Below are 19,681 nucleotides of genomic sequence, written 5' to 3'. Positions count from 1 at the left end.
AGAAAAGCAGCACGGGAAAGACGTCATGAACGCGGGCCTCGACGAGAACAGCTACCTCGCCACCTTGCGCGGCCTGTGGGACAAGGCTTGGCCGAAGGGCATGCCGCGCTCGCCGAACTATCTGCACGGCGAAGTTCCCTTGACGGAATATCTGCGGGCCTGGGCGAAGCGGAGCCCCACGCGGCCTGCGGTGATCTTCTACGGTCACGTCACGACCTATGCCGAGCTCGACCAACAGAGCGACCGCTTCGCGGCCCTGCTGGCGGCCAAGGGCGTGCGCAGGGGCGATCGCGTCGCCGTGTTCCTGCCGAACTGCCCGCAATTCCACATCGTGTTCTTCGGCATCCTGAAGCTCGGCGCGGTGCACGTCCCGGTCAGTCCGCTGTCGCGCGCCTTCGAGCTGTCCTACGAGCTCAACGACACCCAGGCCGAAGTGATCGTGGCCCTCGACCAGCTCATCCCCGTCGTCGAGCAGGTCCGCGGCGAGGTGCGCCTGCGCGACATCATCGTCACCAGCTTTGCCGATGTCGTTCCGGCAACGCCTGCCTTTCCCGCGCCGGACTCGATCCGCACGCCTCGCATTGCGGTCGAAGGCGCGACCGATCTGCTGCCGGCGCTGGCCGCGATGCCTGCGCCGATCCCGCTGCCGCCGCCCGGGCTCGATGATGTCGCCGCGCTCAATTACACCGGCGGCACCACCGGCATGCCCAAGGGCTGCGTCCACACCCATCGGGACATGGTCTACACCGCCGCAGCCAATTACGGCATCTCGGTGCTGTCGGACGAGCGCAGCGTGTTCCTGTCGTTCTTCCCGGAATTCTGGATCGCGGGTGAAAATTTCGGCCTGATCTTCCCGCTGTTCTCGGGCGGCTCGCTGGTGCTGCTCGCGCGCTGGGACGCCGTCGGCGCGATGGCGGCGATCGACAAGTACAAGGTCACGATCACCGCAATGCCGGTCGACGGCGCGGTCGAGCTGATGGACCATCCGCGCTGGAGCGAGTTCGACCTGTCGTCCCTGAAGCAGGTCCGCGTCGTCTCCTTCGTCAAGAAGCTCAACGCCGACTATCGCAAGCGCTGGAAGGATCTCACCGGCACGATCCTGATGGAGGCGGCGTGGGGCATGACCGAGACCCACACCTCCAACACCTTCACGGCCGGCTTCCAGGACGACGATTTCGATCTCAACAACCAGCCGATCTTCGTCGGCCTGCCGGTCCCCGGCGCCGAGTTCAAGATCACCGATTTCGAGACCGGCGCGCTGCTGCCGCTCGGCGCCGAAGGCGAGATCCGCGTGCGCACGCCCTCGCTGCTCAAGAGCTACTGGAACAAGCCGGAGGCAACCGCGGAATCGCTGATCGACGGCTGGCTGCGCACCGGCGACATCGGCACCATCGACAAGGACGGCTTCCTGCACTTCCTCGGCCGCCGCAAGGAGATGCTCAAGGTCAAGGGCATGAGCGTGTTTCCGCCGGAGATCGAGGCGCTGCTCGGGCAGCATCCGAAAGTGCTGGGCTCGGGCGTGGTCGGACGCGACGATCCCGACAAGGGGCAGGTGCCGGTGGCCTACATCCAGCTCAAGCCGGAGGCGGTCGGAACCATTTCCGCGGAAGAGCTGCGCGCCTGGTGCGCCGAGCGCATGGCCGTCTACAAGGTCCCGGAAGTGCGTATGATCGATGCCCTGCCGCTGACGGCGACGGGCAAGGTGAAGAAGCAGGATCTCGATCCGAATAGTCCTGCTGCCGTTTAGTTGAGAGATACGATGTCGTTCAAGAAGCTCCTGATTGCCAATCGCGGCGAGATCGCCATCCGCATCGCACGCGCTGCGGCCGATGCTGGCATCGATACGGTCGCGATCCATCCTGCCGATGATGCGCTGTCGCTGCACGTGCGCGTGGCCGATGACGCCGTCGAAATCCCCGGCCGTGGCGCCCGGGCCTATCTCGACATCGATGCGGTTGTGAAGGCGGCGAAGAGCGCCGGCTGCGACGCCGTCCATCCCGGCTATGGCTTCCTCAGCGAGAACGCAGGCTTCGCGAAAGCCTGCGCTGACGCCGGCCTCACCTTCGTCGGCCCGAAGCCGGCCGCGCTCGAACTGTTCGGCGACAAGGTGGCCGCACGGCAGCTCGCAAAACGCTGCGGCGTTCCGATCATCGCCGGCACGAGCGGGCCTTCCTCGCTGGAAGATGTTTCGGCGTTCTTCGCCTCGCTCGGCAGCAGCGCGGCCATCGTCATCAAGGCGATGGCCGGCGGCGGCGGCCGCGGCATGCGCGTCGTCGAGAACGCATCCGATCTCGCGGAAGCCTATGCGCGCTGCCAGTCCGAGGCCAAGGCCGCGTTCGGCTTCGACGGCGTCTATGCCGAGCGGCTGATCCGGCAGGCGCGACACATCGAGGTGCAGATCATCGGCGATCATCATGGCGCGATCACCCATCTCTGGGAGCGCGAATGCACCATCCAGCGGCGCCACCAGAAACTGGTCGAGGTCGCGCCGAGCCCGTCGCTGAGCGATCCCCTGCGCGGCCGCATCATCGAGGCGGCCAGGCAACTTGCGACGGCGGCCACTTACGACAATCTCGGCACCTTCGAGTTCCTGGTCGACGGCACGGCCGAGGACAGCTTTGCCTTCATCGAGGCCAATCCCCGGCTCCAGGTGGAGCACACGGTGACGGAAGAGGTGCTCGGCCTCGATCTGGTCCGCGCCCAGCTCGCGGTCGCCGCAGGCAGCACGCTGGCCTCGCTCGGCCTGGCGCAGGGATCGATCCCGAAGCCGCGCGGCTATGCCATGCAGCTGCGCGTCAACATGGAGACGCTGGATGAGACAGGTGCCACGCACCCGACCGGCGGGGTGCTCGCCGTGTTCGAGCCGCCGTCAGGACCGGGCGTCCGCGTCGATAGCTTTGGCTATGCCGGCTACAAGACCAGCGCGGCCTTCGACTCGCTGCTCGCAAAAGTCATCGTGCACACGCCGGGCGAAGCCTGGCACGACGTCGTCGCAAAAGCCTCGCGCGCCCTGCGCGAATTCCGCATCGACGGCGTCGTCACCAACATCGCCTTCCTCCAGGCGGTGCTGGCGCATCCGGATTTCAGGATCAACCGCATCGCAACGGACTTCATCGACCGCAACATCGCAAAGCTGGTTGAGGCGGCCGACGGTGCCGCAAAGCCGCTCTACTTCGCGGCGACAGAGCACAGTGGTGCTCACGGCACCGAGGCCCACGTCACGCAGATCGTGCCCGAAGGCACGGTGATGGTCGCGGCGCCATTGCAGGGGACCATCGTCACCATCCAGGTCAGGAAGGGGGAGATCGTGCGCCCCGGCCAGCAGCTTGCCGTGATCGAGTCCATGAAGATGGAGCATCTCGTGATGGCTGAGCAGGGCGGCCGCGTCATGAAGCTCGTGGCCGGCGATGGCGTCACGCTGCTGCATGGCGAGCCGATCATGTATCTCGAGCCGCTCGACGTCGCGGCCGACAGCGCGGCGGCGGAAGCCGATATCGACCTCGACCACATCCGCCCTGATCTGGCCGAGCTGATCGCACGCCAGGCCAACACGCTGGACGCGAACCGGCCGGCCTCGGTCGAGCGCCGCCGCAACACCAATCAGCGCACCGCGCGCGAGAACGTTGTCCAGCTCGTCGATGACGGCTCCTTCATGGAGTATGGCAGCCTCGCGATCGCGGCGCAGCGCCGCCGGCGCAAGCTCGACGACCTCGTCAAGAACACGCCGGCCGACGGCCTCGTCATGGGCGTCGCCACGGTGAACGGCGAGAAATTCGGCGCCGAGGGCGCGCGCTGCATCGTCGTAGCCTACGACTACACGGTGCTCGCGGGCACGCAGGGCCACATGAACCACAAGAAGATCGACCGCATGCTGACCTTGGCGGAAGATTGGCGCGTGCCGCTGGTGTTCTATGCCGAAGGTGGCGGCGGCCGGCCCGGCGACACCGACAGGCTCGGCATGACCGGGCTCGACGGCCCGTCCTTCGTGCAATTCGCAAGGCTCTCCGGCCTCGTGCCCGTCGTCGGCGTCGTCTCCGGCTATTGCTTCGCCGGCAACGCCGCGATGCTCGGCTGCTGCGACGTCATCATCGCCACCAAGAATGCCTCGATCGGCATGGGCGGTCCTGCCATGATCGAGGGCGGCGGCCTCGGCGTCTATCATCCGGCCGAGGTCGGCCCTGTCTCGTTCCAGTCGCCGAACGGCGTCATCGACATCCTGGTCGAGCACGAGGAGGAGGCGACGTCCGTCGCGCAGAAATACCTGTCCTACTTCCAGGGCGCGGTGACGGATTGGGAGGCGGCCGATCAGCGCCTGCTGCGTCGCGCCATCCCCGAGAACCGCCTGCGCGTCTACGACATCCGCAGCGTGATCGACCTCGTCGCCGACAAGGACAGTGTGCTGGAGCTGCGCCGCGACTATGGCGTCGGCATGATCACTGCGCTGATCCGCATCGAGGGCAAGCCGTTCGGCCTGATCGCCAACAATCCACGCCATCTCGGCGGCGCCATCGACGCCGATGCCGGCGACAAGGCCGCACGCTTCCTGCAGCTCTGCGACGCGTTCGACCTGCCCGTGGTCTCGCTATGCGACACGCCCGGCTTCATGGTCGGCCCTGAAGCCGAGAAGACCGCGATCGTCCGTCACGTCTCGCGCATGTTCGTGACCGGCGCCAGCCTCACCGTACCCTTGTTCGGCATCGTGCTGCGAAAGGGCTATGGCTTGGGGGCGCAGTCGATGATCGGCGGCGGCTTCCATGCCTCGTTCTTCACCGCGGCCTGGCCGACCGGCGAGTTCGGCGGCATGGGTCTGGAAGGCTATGTCCGCCTCGGCTTCCGCAAGGAGATGGAGGCGATCGCCGACCCCGAGGAGCGCGAGACCTATTACCGCAACAAGGTCGCCGAGCTCTATGCCAACGGCAAGGCCGTCTCGATCGCCTCGGTGTTCGAGATCGACAACGTCATCGACCCCGCCGAGACCCGGCGCTGGATCATGGCAGGTCTCCGGTCGGTGCCGAAGCCGCCGGCGCGGACGCAGAAGAAGCGGCCGTGCATCGACACGTGGTGAGGGCAGTGCAGCAATAGCCTGCGTCCCGGTTCCCGATTGACATCCCCGCCTGTGGTGCCAGACTTTGCACAATAATACAGGGTGGAGACGTCCGCGATGGCCAGCCTTTCGGCCTCGAACCATGTCGCCCGTGTCTTGTCCGTGGCCAGTCATGTGGCCGACGTCGATGCCTCGTCGCGCATTGAAAACTCCTGGCGGCGGTGCCTCGTCAATCACAAGCTCGATCCGGCCCGGCAGGGGCCGCCGCAGACGCTCACCGAAGCCGAGATCCGCCACGTCGCCGAGCCCATGGAAGAGATCATCCGGCTGCTGACACCCGAGCTCGACAATCTTGCCCGCGTGCTGCGTGACGCCGGCTATTGCGTCAATCTGGCTGACGCGAACGCGACGATGCTGTTCAGCCGCCTGCCGGGCGAGGCCGACGCGCGGATGTTCATGGATTGGAAGATCTATACGGGCTCGAACTTTGCCGAGACGTTCGAAGGCACCAATGGCCTCGGGACCTGCCTCGCCGAGCAGAAGCCGATCCTGGTGCATCGCGACGAGCATTTTCGCGCGCAATGGCACATGTTCTCCTGCGCTGTGGCGCCGCTGTTCGACCAGACGGGGCGGCTCGCCGGCGCGGTCAACATCACCTCATGCCGCGTGGATCTCGAACGCGCCGCGCATCAGCTTGCACTTGCGGTGACGATGGAAGCGACGCGGCGGATGGAGGGCGCGATCTTCCGCGATCATTTCCGCAACGCCTGGATCGCGACCGTGCCGGGCGACGGTGGCAGCGGCCTGCTCGCCTATGACGACGACCGCCGCATCGTCGGTGCCTGCCGCTCGGCGCGTGCGCTGCTGGGCCTCACCGACGGCCTGATTGCATCCGGCATCGATCTGTCTCGCTACGTCGAGCTCGACCATCGGGGTATGCGGGGCGCGTACGATGTCGTCGAGCTGCGCCGCGCCGATGGCAGTACGTTGGGCCAGGGTCACGTTGCGCCGCCGCTGCGTGCGAAGTCGATGGCGCCGCGCCGCGCGGCGGCCGTCGGCCGCTTCGACGCGCTGCACCGGCTTGCCGGCAGCGATCCCGCGATGATCAAGAGCGTGAAGCGGCTCGGCGCCGTCGTCGATCACGATCTGCCGGTGCTGCTGCAGGGCGAGACCGGCGTCGGCAAGGACGTGTTCGCGCGCGCCATTCATGCCGCCAGCAACCGCGCGCGGCATGATTATGTCGCGCTGAACTGCGCGGCGATGCCCGAGAGCCTGATCGATGCCGAACTGTTCGGCTATGAAGCCGGCGCCTTCACCGGCGCGCGGCGCGACGGCTCGAAGGGCCTGATCGTGCAGGCCCATGGCGGCACGCTGTTCCTGGACGAGATCGGCGACATGCCGATCGCGCTACAGACGCGGTTGCTGCGCGTCTTGGAGAACCGCGAGGTCTGGCCGCTCGGCGCGCTCAAGCCCGTCGCCGTCGACATCCGCCTGATCAGCGCCACCCACCGCGATCTCGGCCGCATGGCGGAAGAGGGCGCCTTTCGTGCGGATCTTTACTTCCGTCTCCGTGGCATGGAGGTGCGGCTGCCGGCCTTGCGTGACCGCGCTGACCGCGACGACATCATCCGCCAGATCGCGCGCGAGGAGGCGCCGGGCTGCCGGCTCTCCAGCGAAGCCTGGGCGCAGCTGGCCGCCTATTCCTATCCCGGCAACATGCGCCAGCTTCGCCACGTCCTGCGGCTCGCCGGCTGCACGGCGGAGAATGGCGTCATCACCGATGCGGATCTCGATCTGCCGCCGTTCGGCGGCGCCTCGGCTGAGCCGGATCTTGCGAGTGCCGAACGCGCGACCATCATTGACGCCTTGCGCAAGCATGGCGGCCGCGTCACTGAAGCTGCCCGCGCGCTGAAGCTCAGCCGCGCGACGTTGTATCGGAAGATCAAGGCGATGAAGATCGAGACGGCGCAGTAACGTCGTGCAGCGAGCCACAGGCGTTCTTCCCCTTCTCCCACAAGGGGAAAAGGGAAGAGCCGCGCCTTACGAAAAATCCATGCAGCTCAGGAATCGTAGGGTGGGCAAAGGCGCACTTGCGCCGTGCCCACGTTCTCTCACCAAATAGACAGCACGTGGGCACGCTCCGCTTTGCCCACCCTACGATACTGTGGTCGCGGCGAGACCCCTTACGAAAAATCCGTCCAGCTCAAATGCCGCGAATCGAGGTCGCCGACTGAAACGGTCTCGCGGATCTCGTGCGGCGTATGGAAGCTGCTGCGCAAATACACCAGCGGCGCAGCGGACGCCAGATGCGACACCCCCCGCACCTCGCCGACGAAGATCGAATGCGTCGTCGTCTCGAACTCCTGCGCCAGCACGCAATCGAAGGCGGCGACGGCATCTGTCAGCACCGGTGCGCCGGTCACGCCGCGCGTCCACTGCCCGAACGCAAAGCGGTCGTCACCGTTGACGCCCTTCTGGCCGCTGAAGGTGAGCGCGAGCAGGGCGTGATCCTCGTGCAGGAAGTTGATCGCGAACGCGCCTTCCTCGCGGATGCGCGCATGCGCGCTGGCATTGCGGTTGACACAGACGATCAGCGAGGGCGGCTTGTCCGACAACGAGCAGGCCGAGGTCACCGTCAGCCCGGTGCGCTTGCCGTGCTCGGCGCCGACCGTCACCAGCGCCACGGCGCCGGCGCATTGCCGCATTGCCTGCTTGAAATCCTTTGCGTCGAGAGGATTGGCGTCGAGAGGACTGGCGTCGGCCGTCACGCGGAAATCTCCGAAATAGCAGCGGGTGCGGCACGATCGCGCCGCACCCGCGATGCGTCAAGCCGCCTTCTTCGCGGAGCCGAGATGCGCAAGGCGCGGCATCACCTCGTTCTTCAGAAGCGAGAGCGAGTGGTGCCAGGCCTCGGCCTTGTGCTTGTAGTCGAAGCCGAACACCAGCAGCACGCCGAAGCCACCGACCTCGTCGTAGATCTTCTCGATCTTCTCGGCGACGGTCGCAGGCGAGCCGACGATCCAGTTCCGCTTGGCGCAATATTCGACGGTGACATCGCTGTCGGGCACGTCGGGCGCGTGCTTCAGATAGTCCTTGAAGCCGAAATGGCCGAGCAGCGGCAGGAAGTACTCGCTCATCATCCGGCCCATCATGTCGCCGGTCGAGAGCTTCCATGCCTCCTCGTCAGTGTCGGCGACGAAGACCTCGCGCACCAGCCGCCAGTCCGCACGGTTCGGCTTGCGGCCGGTTTTGGCAGCGCCTGTTACGACGGAGTCCCAATGGCTGGAGACATAGGCCGGGTTGAGGTTGAGGCTCATCGGGATGAAGCCGCGCTCGCCGGCAAGCTTCAGCGTGTCCGAGTTCTTCGACAGGCCCGCAACGCCGATCGGCGGATGCGGCGCCTGCAGCGGCTTGATGTGCGGCTTGAGGAAATCGAACATCGTGTCCGGCTTGGTCACCGTCCAGAACTTGCCCTTGTGGGTGAAGGGGGCGGGCTCGGTCCACAGCTTGAGGATGATCTCCAGCGCCTCGCGCGTCATGTCGCGGTTCTGGCCGCTCATGCCGTCGACGTTGAACATCGCCCAGTCGCTCGGCAGGCCCGATGCGGCGACGCCGAAATTGAGCCGCCCCTCGGAGAGATGGTCGAGCATCGCAACGCGGTTGGCGAGCTCGGCGGGATGGTGATAGGGCAGCAGGAAGCCGCCCGGTCCGATGCGCAAGCGCTTGGTCTGCATCAAGGCCTGCGCTATCAGAAGGTCAGGCGTGGGATTGGGTTCCCAGGGGGCGGTGTGGTGCTCGCCGACCCAGGCCTCCTGATAGCCGAGCTCGTCGAGCCAGCGCATGACCTGCAGGTCCCAGTCGTTTCCTTCCTTCAGGCCGCACTCCGGCGGATGCGAAGGCATCGTGAAATAGCCGATCTCCATAGGTTTCCTCATCTGATGTTGACGCGTCTTGTCGCGCGTTGACGGAGTTGAGCAGCCAAGCTTCAGCAAGCGCTGTGCCAGCGCTTCGGCAAGCGCTGTGCCAGCGCGGCACGGCTTCAAATCGATGAGAAAGGGCTGGTTTGCCCGCACAATAGCCGGTATCTCGGCACAGACCCGCGAGAGGTCGTCTCATTGTCGCGAGACGGCATCCCAGCCGTGAGACGAGGACAGTTTCGAATGACCGAACCCGCTTATGTCGCGGTGGACTGGGGCACCTCCAGCTTTCGCCTGTGGCTGGTCGATCGCGCCGGGAAGGTGCTGGCCGAGCGCCGCAGCGATGAGGGCATGCTGGCGGCGGCGAAGACCGGCTTTCCCGCCGTGCTGCAATCGCACCTTGCGGCGGTCGACGCGCCGGATCATCTGCCGGTTCTCGTCTGCGGCATGGCCGGCGCCAAGACCGGCTGGATCGAGGCCGGCTACGTCGACACGCCGGCGCCGCTCGCGGCCGTCCTGAAACAGGCCGTGCGTGTGCCCGGCGAGGCGCGCGACATCCGCATCCTGCCCGGCATCGCGCAGCGCGACGAACGCGCGCCGGATGTCATGCGCGGCGAGGAGACGCAGCTGCTCGGCGCGCTCGGCCTGAAGGCCGCCGGCGAGGCGCTGGTCTGCATGCCCGGCACCCATTCGAAATGGGTGCGGGTGAAGAGCGGCATCGTCGAGCGCTTCTCCACCTTCATGACCGGCGAGCTGTTCAGCGTGGTCTCGCGCGAGACCATTTTGTCGTTCGCGGTCGCGGGCGCCGACGCGGCCGAGGATGTCGCGAGCTTCCAGGCCGCGGTGCGGGCCGCTTATGCCGCGCCGGCCTTTGCCGCCAATCTCCTGTTCACGGCGCGCTCGCGCCAGCTGCTGTTCGGCGGCACGCCGGCGGCGGCGCGCGAGACGCTGTCGGGCACGTTGATCGGCGTGGAGCTCGCGGCCGGCCTTTCCGGCAGCGTACCGCAGGCAGGCGTCACGCTGATCGCCTCGGGCCGGCTCGCGGCGCTGTATCGTCACGCCTTCGACGCGGTGTCGATCACGGTGCAGCCTATCGATGCGGATGAAGCCGTCCGCCGCGGCCTTTCGATGGCGGCTGCCGCGATCTGGACGAAGTAGAAGGATCTTTGCGATGAGCGTTCCCTTTCCACCGATGAAGCGCCCGCTGGTCGCGATCCTGCGCGGCGTCAAGCCCGAGGAGACCGAGGCCATCGTCGGCGTCCTGATCGAGGCCGGCATGACCGCGATCGAGATTCCCCTGAATTCGCCCGATCCGTTTCGCTCCATCGCGACGGCCGTGAAGCTCGCGCCGTCAAGCGTGCTGATCGGCGCCGGCACCGTGCTGGCCACGGCGGATGTCGACCGCCTCAACGACGTCGGTGGCAGGCTGATGGTGTCGCCGAACGTGGATACGCAGGTGCTCGTGCGCGCGCACCAATACGCCATGGTGACGTTGCCCGGCGTGTTCTCGCCGACCGAGGCGCTGCTCGCCGCGCGCTCCGGCGCATCGGGCCTGAAATTCTTTCCCGCGAGCGTGCTCGGCGCCTCCGGCATTGCCGCGATCCGCGCCGTGCTGCCGGCGGGCGTGATGATCGCCGCCGTCGGTGGCGTCTCCGACCAGAACTTTGCCGAGTACATCAAGGGCGGCGTCACCGCGTTCGGGCTCGGCTCCAGCCTCTACAAGCCCGGCATGAGCGCGGCCGATGTCGCAGCGCGCGCGAAGGCGACGATAACGGCCTACGATCGGGCGATTGCGAAAGACTGAGCCGGTCATAAACAAGCCGTGAACGCCTCATCGGCTATTGTGCCTCATATTGCCGCGATGCCGATATCGACGCATCATGTAGTGTGAGCGGCGCATCAGGAGACCGACATGGCGATCAACAACGTGGCCGATCTGTTCGTGGAAACGCTCGAACAGGCCGGCGTCAAGCGCATCTACGGCATCGTCGGCGACAGCCTGAACGCACTGACCGAGGCGTTGCGCCGCCGCGGCACGATCGAATGGATCCATGTCCGCCACGAGGAGGTCGCCGCCTTCGCCGCCGCCGGCGAAGCCGAGATGACCGGCAGCCTTGCGGTATGCGCGGGCTCCTGCGGTCCCGGCAATCTGCATCTGATCAACGGCTTGTTCGACGCCCATCGCAGCCGCGTCCCCGTGCTGGCGATCGCGGCGCAGATCCCGACCGCCGAGATCGGCGGCGGCTATTTCCAGGAGACGCATCCGCAAAACCTGTTCCGCGAATGCAGCCATTATTGCGAGCTGGTCTCCGACCCCAGCCAGCTTCCTTTCGTGCTGGAGAACGCGATCCGCGCGGCAGTAGGCCTGCGCGGTGTCGCTGTCGTCGCGATGCCCGGCGATGTCGCCTTCCGCAGCCCGCCCAAGCGCGCCTTGTCGACGACGCGCGGCCTCAAATTGGCGGCGCCGAAGGTTGTGCCGCAGGCCGATGAGCTGCAGGCGCTGGCCGATCTCCTCAACGGCGCCGAGCGCGTCACCCTGTTCTGCGGCCGCGGCTGCGCCGGCGCGCATGCGCCCCTGATGCAGCTCGCCGAGGCGCTGAAGAGCCCGATCGTGCATGCGCTCGGCGGCAAGGAGCATGTCGAATACGACAACCCTTACGACGTCGGCATGACCGGCTTCATCGGCTTCTCCTCGGGCTATGCCGCCATGCACGCCTGCGACACGCTGGTGATGCTCGGCACCGACTTTCCCTACAAGCAGTTCTTTCCTGTCGATGCCAGGATCGCACAGATCGACATCCGCCCCGAAAATCTCGGACGGCGCGCCAAGATCGATCTCGGCCTCGTCGGCGACGTCAAGCTGACCATCGAGGCGCTGCTGCCGCTCCTGAAAGCGAAGACGTCGCGCAAGCATCTCGAGGATGCCGTCGCGCATTACAGGAAGGCGCGCGAGGGCCTGGACTCGCTGGCCAAGGGTACACCCGGCAGCAAACCGATCCATCCGCAATATCTCGCTAAAGTCATCAGTGACCACGCGAGTGACGATGCGGTCTTCACCGCCGATGTCGGCACGCCGACGGTGTGGGCCGCGCGCTATCTCGGCATGAACGGCCGCCGCCGGCTGATCGGCTCCTTCGTGCATGGCTCGATGGCCAACGCGATGCCGCAGGCGATCGGCGCGCAGGCCGCGCAGCCCGGCCGGCAGGTGATCTCGCTCTCCGGCGACGGCGGCTTCACCATGCTGATGGGGGACCTCATCACGCTGACGCAGGAGAGGCTGCCGGTGAAGGTGGTCGTCTTCAACAACGGCGTGCTCGGCTTCGTCGCGCTGGAGATGAAGGCGGCGGGCTTCGTCGACACCAATGTCGACCTGAAGAACCCGGACTTTGCCGCGATGGCGCGCGCGATGGGCATCTTCGCCAGGCGCGTCGAGGATCCCGGTGAGCTCCCCGGGGCGGTGAAGGAGATGCTGGCGCACGACGGTCCGGCGCTGCTCGACGTCGTCACCGCCAAGCAGGAGCTGTCGATGCCGCCGACCATCACGGCCGAGCAGGTCAAGGGCTTCAGCCTCTGGGTGTTGCGCGCAGTGATGAACGGCCGCGGCGACGAGGTGCTGGACCTCGCCAAGACGAATCTCTTGCCGCGCTAGCTTCGTTTGACGGAAGGGGCCGGCAGTCGCTCGTGGCGGCGCTGGAAGCGCTGCCAGTGCAGCACGCTGCCGATCAGCAGGGCGGGCACGAAGCCGAGCGCAATCAGGAAATGCGGCAGGCCCGTCGGCGAGACGAAGGCGATGGCGATGTCCGAGATCAGCCAGAGCGCCGCGAAGATCACCGCGAAGTCGGTTCGCGGGCAGCGCAGGTAGTAGAACACGGCGGTGATGACGATCGCAGGGCCGATCGCCACCGCGATCATGACCGCGTTCAGCTCCTTCGGCGTCAACGCGTCGAGCATCATCGAGGCCAGCAGCCACAGCGCGGCGAACATGGCGACGATGTCGAGCGGATGCCGCAATCCAATACCTCTCGCGGGGACGCGCTATCGTTGTGGCCGGAGCCGCGGCCGTCAAGTCAAAATGCGCCTATTCCTCGTCACTTCCCGGCGTCGGGCGCAGCATGAAATGGCCGAAGGCGGTGGCGATCGGCCTGTCCGCATCGTCCTGCCAGGCGCGCGCCTCGAAGGCGACGATGCGCCGGCCCTGCTTCACGATCGAGACGTTGGCGAACGTGTCGAGCGCGCGGCCGGAGCGCAAATAGTTGACGGTCAGCCCGATCGGCTTCGGCGGCGCGGCGGTGCCGAGCTCGCGCGCGACGCCGATGACGGCCGTGGTCTCGAGAAAGGCGCCGGTCATGCCGCCGTGGATCGCGGGCAGGATCGGGTTGCCGATGATTTGCGGCGAGAACGGCATCGTCAAGGTGCCGTCGTCGTTGACGCGGATGCCGAGCGCACGCGCGAACGGGCTGCGCGCGAAGGGGCCATCCGGATCCTCCGGCGCCTCCAGCACCGGGATACTGCGCGCATCCATCCTTCGGTCGGCCAGCATGTTGGTGCGGTTGGCGCCGATCATGAAGCAGGCGGTCGCAGTCGCGACCGGATCGTCCTCGGACTCCTGATAGGCGGTGGAGCGCACGAAGGCGATCGATCGTGTGGTACGGTAGCAGACCGAATGCGCCTTGATGTCGAGGCCCGGCGTTGCCGGCTTCTGGTAGTCGATGCGCAGGTCGAGGGTCGCGATCGCGCGCGTGCCGTCGAGCGCAAGCTGCACCGCCATGCCGCAGCTTTCGTCCAGCATCGCCGTGACGACGCCGCCATGCAGCACGCCGGTCTCGGTGTCTCCGACGAACACGGGGCGGTAGGGCAGGCTGGACCAGGCCTCGGCGGGCGCGAAGCGGTCGAGCTGGAGCCCGCTGATATGGCCGTAATCGGAGCGACGGCCCTTGATCGCCTCGGCGAGTTCCTCGAACGGCAGCGTGGTCGTTATGGTGCTCATGGGAAGGTTCTAGACCAGTGTCGGGCGCCGCGCAAAACCCATGATGGGCCCTGCGAGTCCGGTTTGGCCTCGACAGCGCGAGCCAAAGCACCGATGGTGGGTGCTTCGTACGTCGATGAAGCAAGGAGTGCCCATGGCCGACCCCCAAACGCCCGCCGCCAATCAGGGGCCCGTGATCATTTCGAGCTCCAGCTCGGAGCGGGCGCCGATCATCTATTTCGACGGCGCGTCCTGCTTCGGTCATCACAACGGCGCGATCCAGATCGAGCTCGCCGCGAACCTGCTGATGCCGGTCGGTGCCGCCGTCAGGGTCGACGTGGTCCAGACCGCGCATCTGCGCTGCAGCGTCGCCGCCGCGCTGGCCTTGCGCGAAGCCCTCGACAAGGCGCTGGCGATGTACCAGCAGGGCCAGCAGCAACCGCCGGCGGAGGACATCCCGGCGGTGAAGAACTGACAGCCGTATGCGAGTGTGTAGCCCGGATGGAGCGCAGCGTAATCCGGGAATCTCTGTCGCCGCTCCCCGGGTTGCGCTGCGCTCCATCCGGGCTACGGAAAGTAGTCCGCTTATCCCTTGGTCACGTGCACCTTCGCGGTCTTGCCGCCGTTCCACTTGCCGTCGAGCGCGCGCTCGATCTGGGCGGCGAGCTGCAGCAGCAGGCCGTCATTGGCCTGCTTGGCGATGGCCTGGATGCCGAGCGGCAGGCCGTGGTCTTGGGCTGCCATCGGCATCGAGATCGCCGGCATGCCGCAGAGATTGGCGAGCGGCGTGAAGGCGAAGAAGCGCCAGAGATTGCCGAACCAGTCGAGCACATCAGGATTGTCGGAGATGGTGAGATATTCCTTGGTGCCGACCTTCGGCGTCGGCAGCGCGGTGATCGGGGTCAGGATCACGTCCCATTGCTCGAAGAAGCTGCCGAAGCCGCGCGAGGTGGTGTTGAACACGCCCTGCATCTTCGCGCGCTCGGCGAATGTCGTGTGGCGGCCGGCTTCCCAGATCCGGATGTTCATGGGCTCGATCAGGTCTTCCGGCGGGCTCGTGAGCCCGCGCGCGGCGAGCATGTTCGAGATCACCACGGCGAAGTTCGAGATGTAGCACATCGTCTGTGCCGCGAAGGCGGCGCGGAAATCCAGCTCCGGCAGCGCGTAGTCGACGTGATGGCCGAGGCCTTCGAGGAAGCGGCCGGTCTTCTCCAGCTCGGCTGCGAGCTCAGGCGTCGCCGTGTAGTCGCCCCAGGTGTGGGACAATGCGATGCGCAGCTTGCCCGGATCGCGCTTGATCATTTCAGAATAAGGCTGCGCCGTGGTCCAGAACGGCATGAACTCGCCGGGTGCCGGCCCGCGGGCATGATCGACGAAGGCGGCGGTGTCGCGCACCGAGCGCGACTGGCAGCCCTGGATCGAGACGAGGCCGGTGAGATCGGACATGTGCGGCGCCAGCGAGAACACGCCGCGCGAGACCTTCAATCCGATATTGCCGTTGACGCCGGCGGGAATGCGGATCGAGCCGCCGCCGTCGGTGGCATGCGCGATCGGCACCACGCCGGCCGCAACCATCGCGGCGCTGCCCGCCGACGAGCCGCAGGTGGTGTAATCGGTATTCCAGGGATTGCGGGTGACGTAGACGGCGGGATTGTCGGCTGAAGAGCACACGCCGAATTCCGGCGTCGTGGTGCGTCCGATCAGATTGAGGCCGGCCTGGCGGAACTTGCCGGTGAGGAAGGTATCGGCCGCGGCGCGATTGCCGCGCATCAGCAGCGAGCCCATCTCCTGCAGCCGGCCCTTCATGGTCGGCCCGAGGTCCTTCATCAGGAAGGGCAGGCCGGCAAAGGGACCTGCGAGATTGGCGCCGTCCTTGGCGGGATCGGCGATCACGTCCTCGAACAGCTCGACCACGCCCGAAAGAGCCGGATTGACCTTGGCGACGCCGGCGGCGGCCTGGCGCGCCAGCTCCTTCGCCGTCAGCTCGCCCTTGCGGACGCGTCCCGCCAGCGCGACGCCATCGTGCTGCGCCCATTCAGTCCAGCTCATCGGCAAAGTCATAAGATCCAGATCCCCTCGAAGAGTGGCGCCACCTTTTTCGCAAGGGGCCGCCTGAATCAACTGAGCCGGCACGAGGGGCAGGGTTGCGCGGGGCGGAGGGGTCGCGAGGCCGCCCCGGATGTTTCGATTGTAGGCCGGATGAGCGGAGCGATATAGAGGACCTTCGTTCCTGCCGAACCGATCCCGGGTGCCGCTTCCGTTCACCCGGGCTACAAGGCTACGAGGCTTGCCACAACCCCTTGCGTTGCCCGACGGGCAAAACACGCCAGCGCTGGGTCAATCGACGTTCGCAAAGATATTCCACTTTACCGAAATTCGGTTTCGGCGTATGTGTCGCCCATCCTGATCCGGCGAAGGGGCGGTCGTACGTCGCAACGAGCCGCGGATCGGGGAGCGGTGGACGCAGGTGGCGTCGTGCACGAGAGGCGGGAGCAGGGCGGGATGAACCCCGTGAGGTCCAGCCTTCGTGCGGACGAGCGGCGCTGGTGCGTACGGCCAAATCGCGTGGTCCTGGCTGTCGTTGCTACAGCCAAGCCTTGCGGAGGTGCGCCAAGCCCAACCGGGCGAGGCGCGCCGTCAATTCGCGAGGTGACGGAGGCAAGCAGGAATTCGTCTCCGGGGAGAGCGCGCCATAGGCCGTCAAACATCGCGCAGGGAAGGCCGGATGTTGCGGCTGCCCTGTAGCGCTCCTGTGCTTTGCGTGTGCATCAGTCTTGCACGGGAGTCTTGCGGGTGCCAGCCGGCACCCGGCCTTCCCTGCGCCCTTTCGTTTTCAGGGCGTGAAAAAGACAGCAAGACTCGGGCGAAACAAGCCGCGAGAAGGAGAAGGCGTGTCTGGTGATCGAAGTGACAGACGATATCGCGGCGCATGTTTATCACCGTCATCCTGAGGTGCGAGCCCTGCGGCGCAACGCGCTGCTGGGCGAGCCTCGAAGGATGAGCGGCCCCGCCGCATCTCGGCCGTACATCCTTCGAGGCTCAGCATGCGCTGCTTTCGCATCGCACGCCTCGCGCCTCAGGATGACGGAGCTGGTATCATGGCCGACCCGAACACAAAATCCGCTGGCCATCCCCACGATTGTGGCGGGATCGCATCGGTTCGACAAAAAAATCCTCTGTCGACGGTTGCGCGCCGCACCTTGATGAATCAACCTTGGTTGGTCCATAAGCGGCGTCCCGTGGCCGGTAGTTCGCTGCCGCGCGGGAAGCTTGGATAAAGGGAATCTCGCGTGGCAAACATCAACCAGAAGATTGCGCAGGAGCTTGGGGTTCGCTCGGAGCAGGTCGAGGCGGCGGTAACGCTGCTCGACGGCGGCGCCACGGTTCCCTTCATCGCGCGCTACCGCAAGGAAGCGACCGGTGCGCTCGACGACGCGCAATTGCGCACCCTGGAGGAGCGCCTGGTCTACCTGCGCGAACTGGAAGACCGCCGCAAGGCCATCCTCGAATCAGTCCGCGAGCAGGGCAAGCTCGATGCCGCGCTGGAGGCCTCGATCATGGCCGCCGACAGCAAGGCGCGCCTGGAAGACATCTACCTGCCGTTCAAGCCGAAGCGCCGCACCAAGGCGGAAGTCGCCAGGGAGGCCGGTCTCGAGCCGCTCGCCAACCAGCTGATGGCCGAGCCCGGCAACGATCCGAAGGTGGTGGCCGAAGGTTTCGTCAACGCCGAGAAGGGTGTCACTGACGCCGCTGCTGCGCTCGACGGCGCCCGCGCCATCCTGGTCGAGCGCTTCGACGAGGACGCCGATCTGATCGGTGCACTGCGCGAGGACGTGTGGACCAATGCGCGCATGGCCTCCAAGGTGCGCGACGGCAAGAAGACCGAGGGCGAGAAATTCGCCGACTATTTCGATTTCTCGGAGCCGCTGACCAAGCTGCCCTCGCATAGAATCTTGGCGATGTTCCGCGGCGAGAAGGAAGAGATTCTCGACCTGCAGATCCAGGCCGAGGAGGCGCCGCCTGCCGGCGTGCCGGGCGCCTATGAGCTGAAGATCATGAAGCGATTCGGCATCGCCGACCTCAAGCGCGCCGGCGACCGCTGGCTGATCGACACCGTGCGCTGGGCCTGGCGCACCAAGATCCAGGTGCATCTCAACATCGATCTGCGCATGCGGCTGTGGAATGCCGCCGAGACCGAGGCGGTGCGCGTGTTCGCCTCCAACCTGCGCGATCTCCTGCTGGCGGCGCCGGCCGGCACCCGCGTCACCATGGGCCTCGACCCCGGCTACCGCACCGGCGTCAAGGTCGCCGTGATCGACGCCACCGGCAAGGTGGTCGATACCACCGCGATCTATCCGCACGAGCCGCAGCGGCAGTGGAACGAGTCGCTTGCGACGCTCGGCCGCCTCGCGATGAAGCACAAGGTCGAGCTGATCGCGATCGGCAACGGCACTGCCTCGCGCGAGACCGACAAGCTCGCGACCGAGCTGGTCAAGGGCCTCGCGGAGCTGAAGATGTCCAAGATCGTGGTGTCGGAAGCCGGCGCATCGGTCTATTCGGCCTCGGCCTTCGCCTCGGAGGAGTTGCCGGGCCTCGACGTCACCCTGCGCGGCGCGGTCTCGATCGCCCGCCGCCTGCAGGATCCGCTCGCCGAGCTCGTCAAGATCGAGCCCAAGGCGATCGGCGTCGGCCAGTACCAGCATGACCTCGGCCAGGCCAAGCTCGCCAAATCGCTCGATGCCGTGGTCGAAGATTGCGTGAACGCGGTCGGCGTCGACGTCAACACCGCCTCGGCACCGCTGCTCGCGCGCGTGTCGGGCGTCGGCTCGGGTTTGGCGCAGAGCATCGTCGCGCACCGCGACGCCAACGGCCCGTTCAAGTCGCGCAAGGCGCTGAAGGACGTGCCGCGCCTGGGTCCGAAGGCGTTCGAGCAATGCGCGGGCTTTTTGCGCATCCTCGGCGGCGAGGACCCGCTCGATGCGTCCGGCGTGCATCCGGAGGCCTATCCGGTGGTGCGTCGCATCCTCGCGGCGACCAAGAGCGACATCAAGGCGCTGATCGGCTCCAGCGAGATCGTGCGCACCTTGAAGCCGAAGGATTTCGTCGACGAGACCTTCGGTCTGCCGACCGTCACCGACATCCTGAAGGAATTGGAAAAGCCCGGCCGCGACCCGCGCCCTGCGTTCAAGGCCGCCGTGTTCATGGAGGGCGTCGAGGAGATCAAGCATCTCAAGAAAGGCATGATCCTCGAGGGCACCGTGACCAACGTCGCCGCCTTCGGCGCCTTCGTCGACATCGGCGTGCACCAGGACGGCCTCGTGCACATCTCGGCGATGTCCAGGAACTACATCAAGGACCCGCGCGAGGTGGTGAAGCCCGGCGACATCGTCAAGGTGAAGGTGCTGGACTTCGAGGTCGCGCGCAAACGCATCTCGCTGACGCTGCGCCTCGATGACGAGGTCGGGGCCAAGAAGGACGCCCCCGGCATGCAGCGCGACAACAATCAGCGCAACCCGGCCCGCATGACCTCGTCGGCCCCGCGCAAGCAGGAATCCTCCGGTGGCGGCGGCGCTCTTGCCGAAGCGCTGCGGCGCGCCGCGGAGAAGAGCGGCGGGAAGCGGGTGTAGTCTTTCACCTCTCCCCGCAGCAGAGCGGGGAGGGGGCCTGATCAAACTCTGTCCACGTCATTGCGAGCGTAGCGAAGCAATCCAGAATCCCTCCGCGGAGACAGTCTGGATTGCTTCGTCGCAAGGG

General features: G+C 66.5%; 13 protein-coding genes. 8 read left to right on the top strand and 5 right to left on the bottom strand.

The annotated features are described in order from the left end of the window. Positions 1-25 precede the first annotated feature (25 nt). The 3 genes from Q0743_RS20525 to Q0743_RS20515 all read left to right on the top strand — a co-directional run bounded on the left by Q0743_RS20525 (position 26) and on the right by Q0743_RS20515 (position 7,018). On the top strand, positions 26-1,747 hold the full coding sequence (locus Q0743_RS20525) for an AMP-binding protein (RefSeq protein WP_298243310.1): 1,722 nt from the start codon (positions 26-28) through the stop codon (positions 1,745-1,747). A gap of 12 nt (positions 1,748-1,759) precedes the next feature. Beyond that, complete coding sequence (locus tag Q0743_RS20520) at positions 1,760-5,065, top strand: carboxyl transferase domain-containing protein (RefSeq protein ID WP_298243309.1); 3,306 nt, start codon at positions 1,760-1,762, stop codon at positions 5,063-5,065. 96 nt (positions 5,066-5,161) lie between these two features. Next, positions 5,162-7,018 (top strand): sigma-54-dependent Fis family transcriptional regulator, encoded by a 1,857-nt coding sequence (locus tag Q0743_RS20515; protein WP_298243308.1) that lies wholly within the window; start codon positions 5,162-5,164, stop codon positions 7,016-7,018. Between the two features lie 209 nt (positions 7,019-7,227). Here Q0743_RS20515 and Q0743_RS20510 read toward each other — a convergent pair whose 3' ends face one another. Beyond that, positions 7,228-7,749 (bottom strand): flavin reductase family protein, encoded by a 522-nt coding sequence (locus Q0743_RS20510; RefSeq protein ID WP_298243392.1) that lies wholly within the window; start codon positions 7,747-7,749, stop codon positions 7,228-7,230. A gap of 120 nt (positions 7,750-7,869) precedes the next feature. Continuing rightward, positions 7,870-8,967, bottom strand: coding sequence for an LLM class flavin-dependent oxidoreductase (locus tag Q0743_RS20505; RefSeq protein ID WP_298243391.1), 1,098 nt, complete (start codon positions 8,965-8,967; stop codon positions 7,870-7,872). 237 nt (positions 8,968-9,204) lie between these two features. Between Q0743_RS20505 and Q0743_RS20500 the strand changes: the two genes are divergently transcribed. From Q0743_RS20500 to poxB, 3 genes are all read left to right on the top strand, one after another. After that, complete coding sequence (locus Q0743_RS20500; protein ID WP_298243307.1) at positions 9,205-10,119, top strand: 2-dehydro-3-deoxygalactonokinase; 915 nt, start codon at positions 9,205-9,207, stop codon at positions 10,117-10,119. Between the two features lie 13 nt (positions 10,120-10,132). After that, on the top strand, positions 10,133-10,765 hold the full coding sequence (locus tag Q0743_RS20495) for a 2-dehydro-3-deoxy-6-phosphogalactonate aldolase (protein ID WP_298243306.1): 633 nt from the start codon (positions 10,133-10,135) through the stop codon (positions 10,763-10,765). Positions 10,766-10,873: 108 nt separating this feature from the next. Next, entirely contained in the window at positions 10,874-12,610 is a 1,737-nt protein-coding gene (poxB, locus tag Q0743_RS20490; RefSeq protein ID WP_298243305.1) for a ubiquinone-dependent pyruvate dehydrogenase, read from the top strand. Here poxB and Q0743_RS20485 read toward each other — a convergent pair. Both Q0743_RS20485 and Q0743_RS20480 read right to left on the bottom strand, forming a co-directional pair. After that, entirely contained in the window at positions 12,607-12,972 is a 366-nt protein-coding gene (locus tag Q0743_RS20485; protein ID WP_298243304.1) for a hypothetical protein, read from the bottom strand. The genes poxB and Q0743_RS20485 overlap by 4 nt on opposite strands. Before the next feature lie 67 nt (positions 12,973-13,039). After that, the gene (locus Q0743_RS20480) at positions 13,040-13,948 is read right to left on the bottom strand and encodes a PaaI family thioesterase (RefSeq protein ID WP_298243303.1); all 909 of its coding nucleotides are present in this window, start codon (positions 13,946-13,948) and stop codon (positions 13,040-13,042) included. 133 nt (positions 13,949-14,081) lie between these two features. On the opposite strand from Q0743_RS20480, the gene Q0743_RS20475 reads away from it, so the two are divergent. Further along, on the top strand, positions 14,082-14,402 hold the full coding sequence (locus Q0743_RS20475) for a hypothetical protein (RefSeq protein ID WP_298243302.1): 321 nt from the start codon (positions 14,082-14,084) through the stop codon (positions 14,400-14,402). A gap of 110 nt (positions 14,403-14,512) precedes the next feature. Here Q0743_RS20475 and Q0743_RS20470 read toward each other — a convergent pair whose 3' ends face one another. Beyond that, positions 14,513-15,988 (bottom strand): amidase, encoded by a 1,476-nt coding sequence (locus tag Q0743_RS20470; protein WP_298243301.1) that lies wholly within the window; start codon positions 15,986-15,988, stop codon positions 14,513-14,515. Positions 15,989-17,217: 1,229 nt separating this feature from the next. Between Q0743_RS20470 and Q0743_RS20465 the strand changes: the two genes are divergently transcribed. Then, positions 17,218-19,554 carry a Tex family protein gene (locus tag Q0743_RS20465; protein WP_298243300.1) on the top strand — a complete coding sequence of 779 codons (2,337 nt, stop codon included), beginning with the start codon at positions 17,218-17,220 and terminating at the stop codon, positions 19,552-19,554. Positions 19,555-19,681: the final 127 nt, after the last annotated feature.

This window comes from uncultured Bradyrhizobium sp. (assembly GCF_936943645.1).
Lineage (GTDB): Bacteria > Pseudomonadota > Alphaproteobacteria > Rhizobiales > Xanthobacteraceae > Bradyrhizobium.
This window is presented reverse-complemented; position numbering and strand designations above follow the sequence as displayed.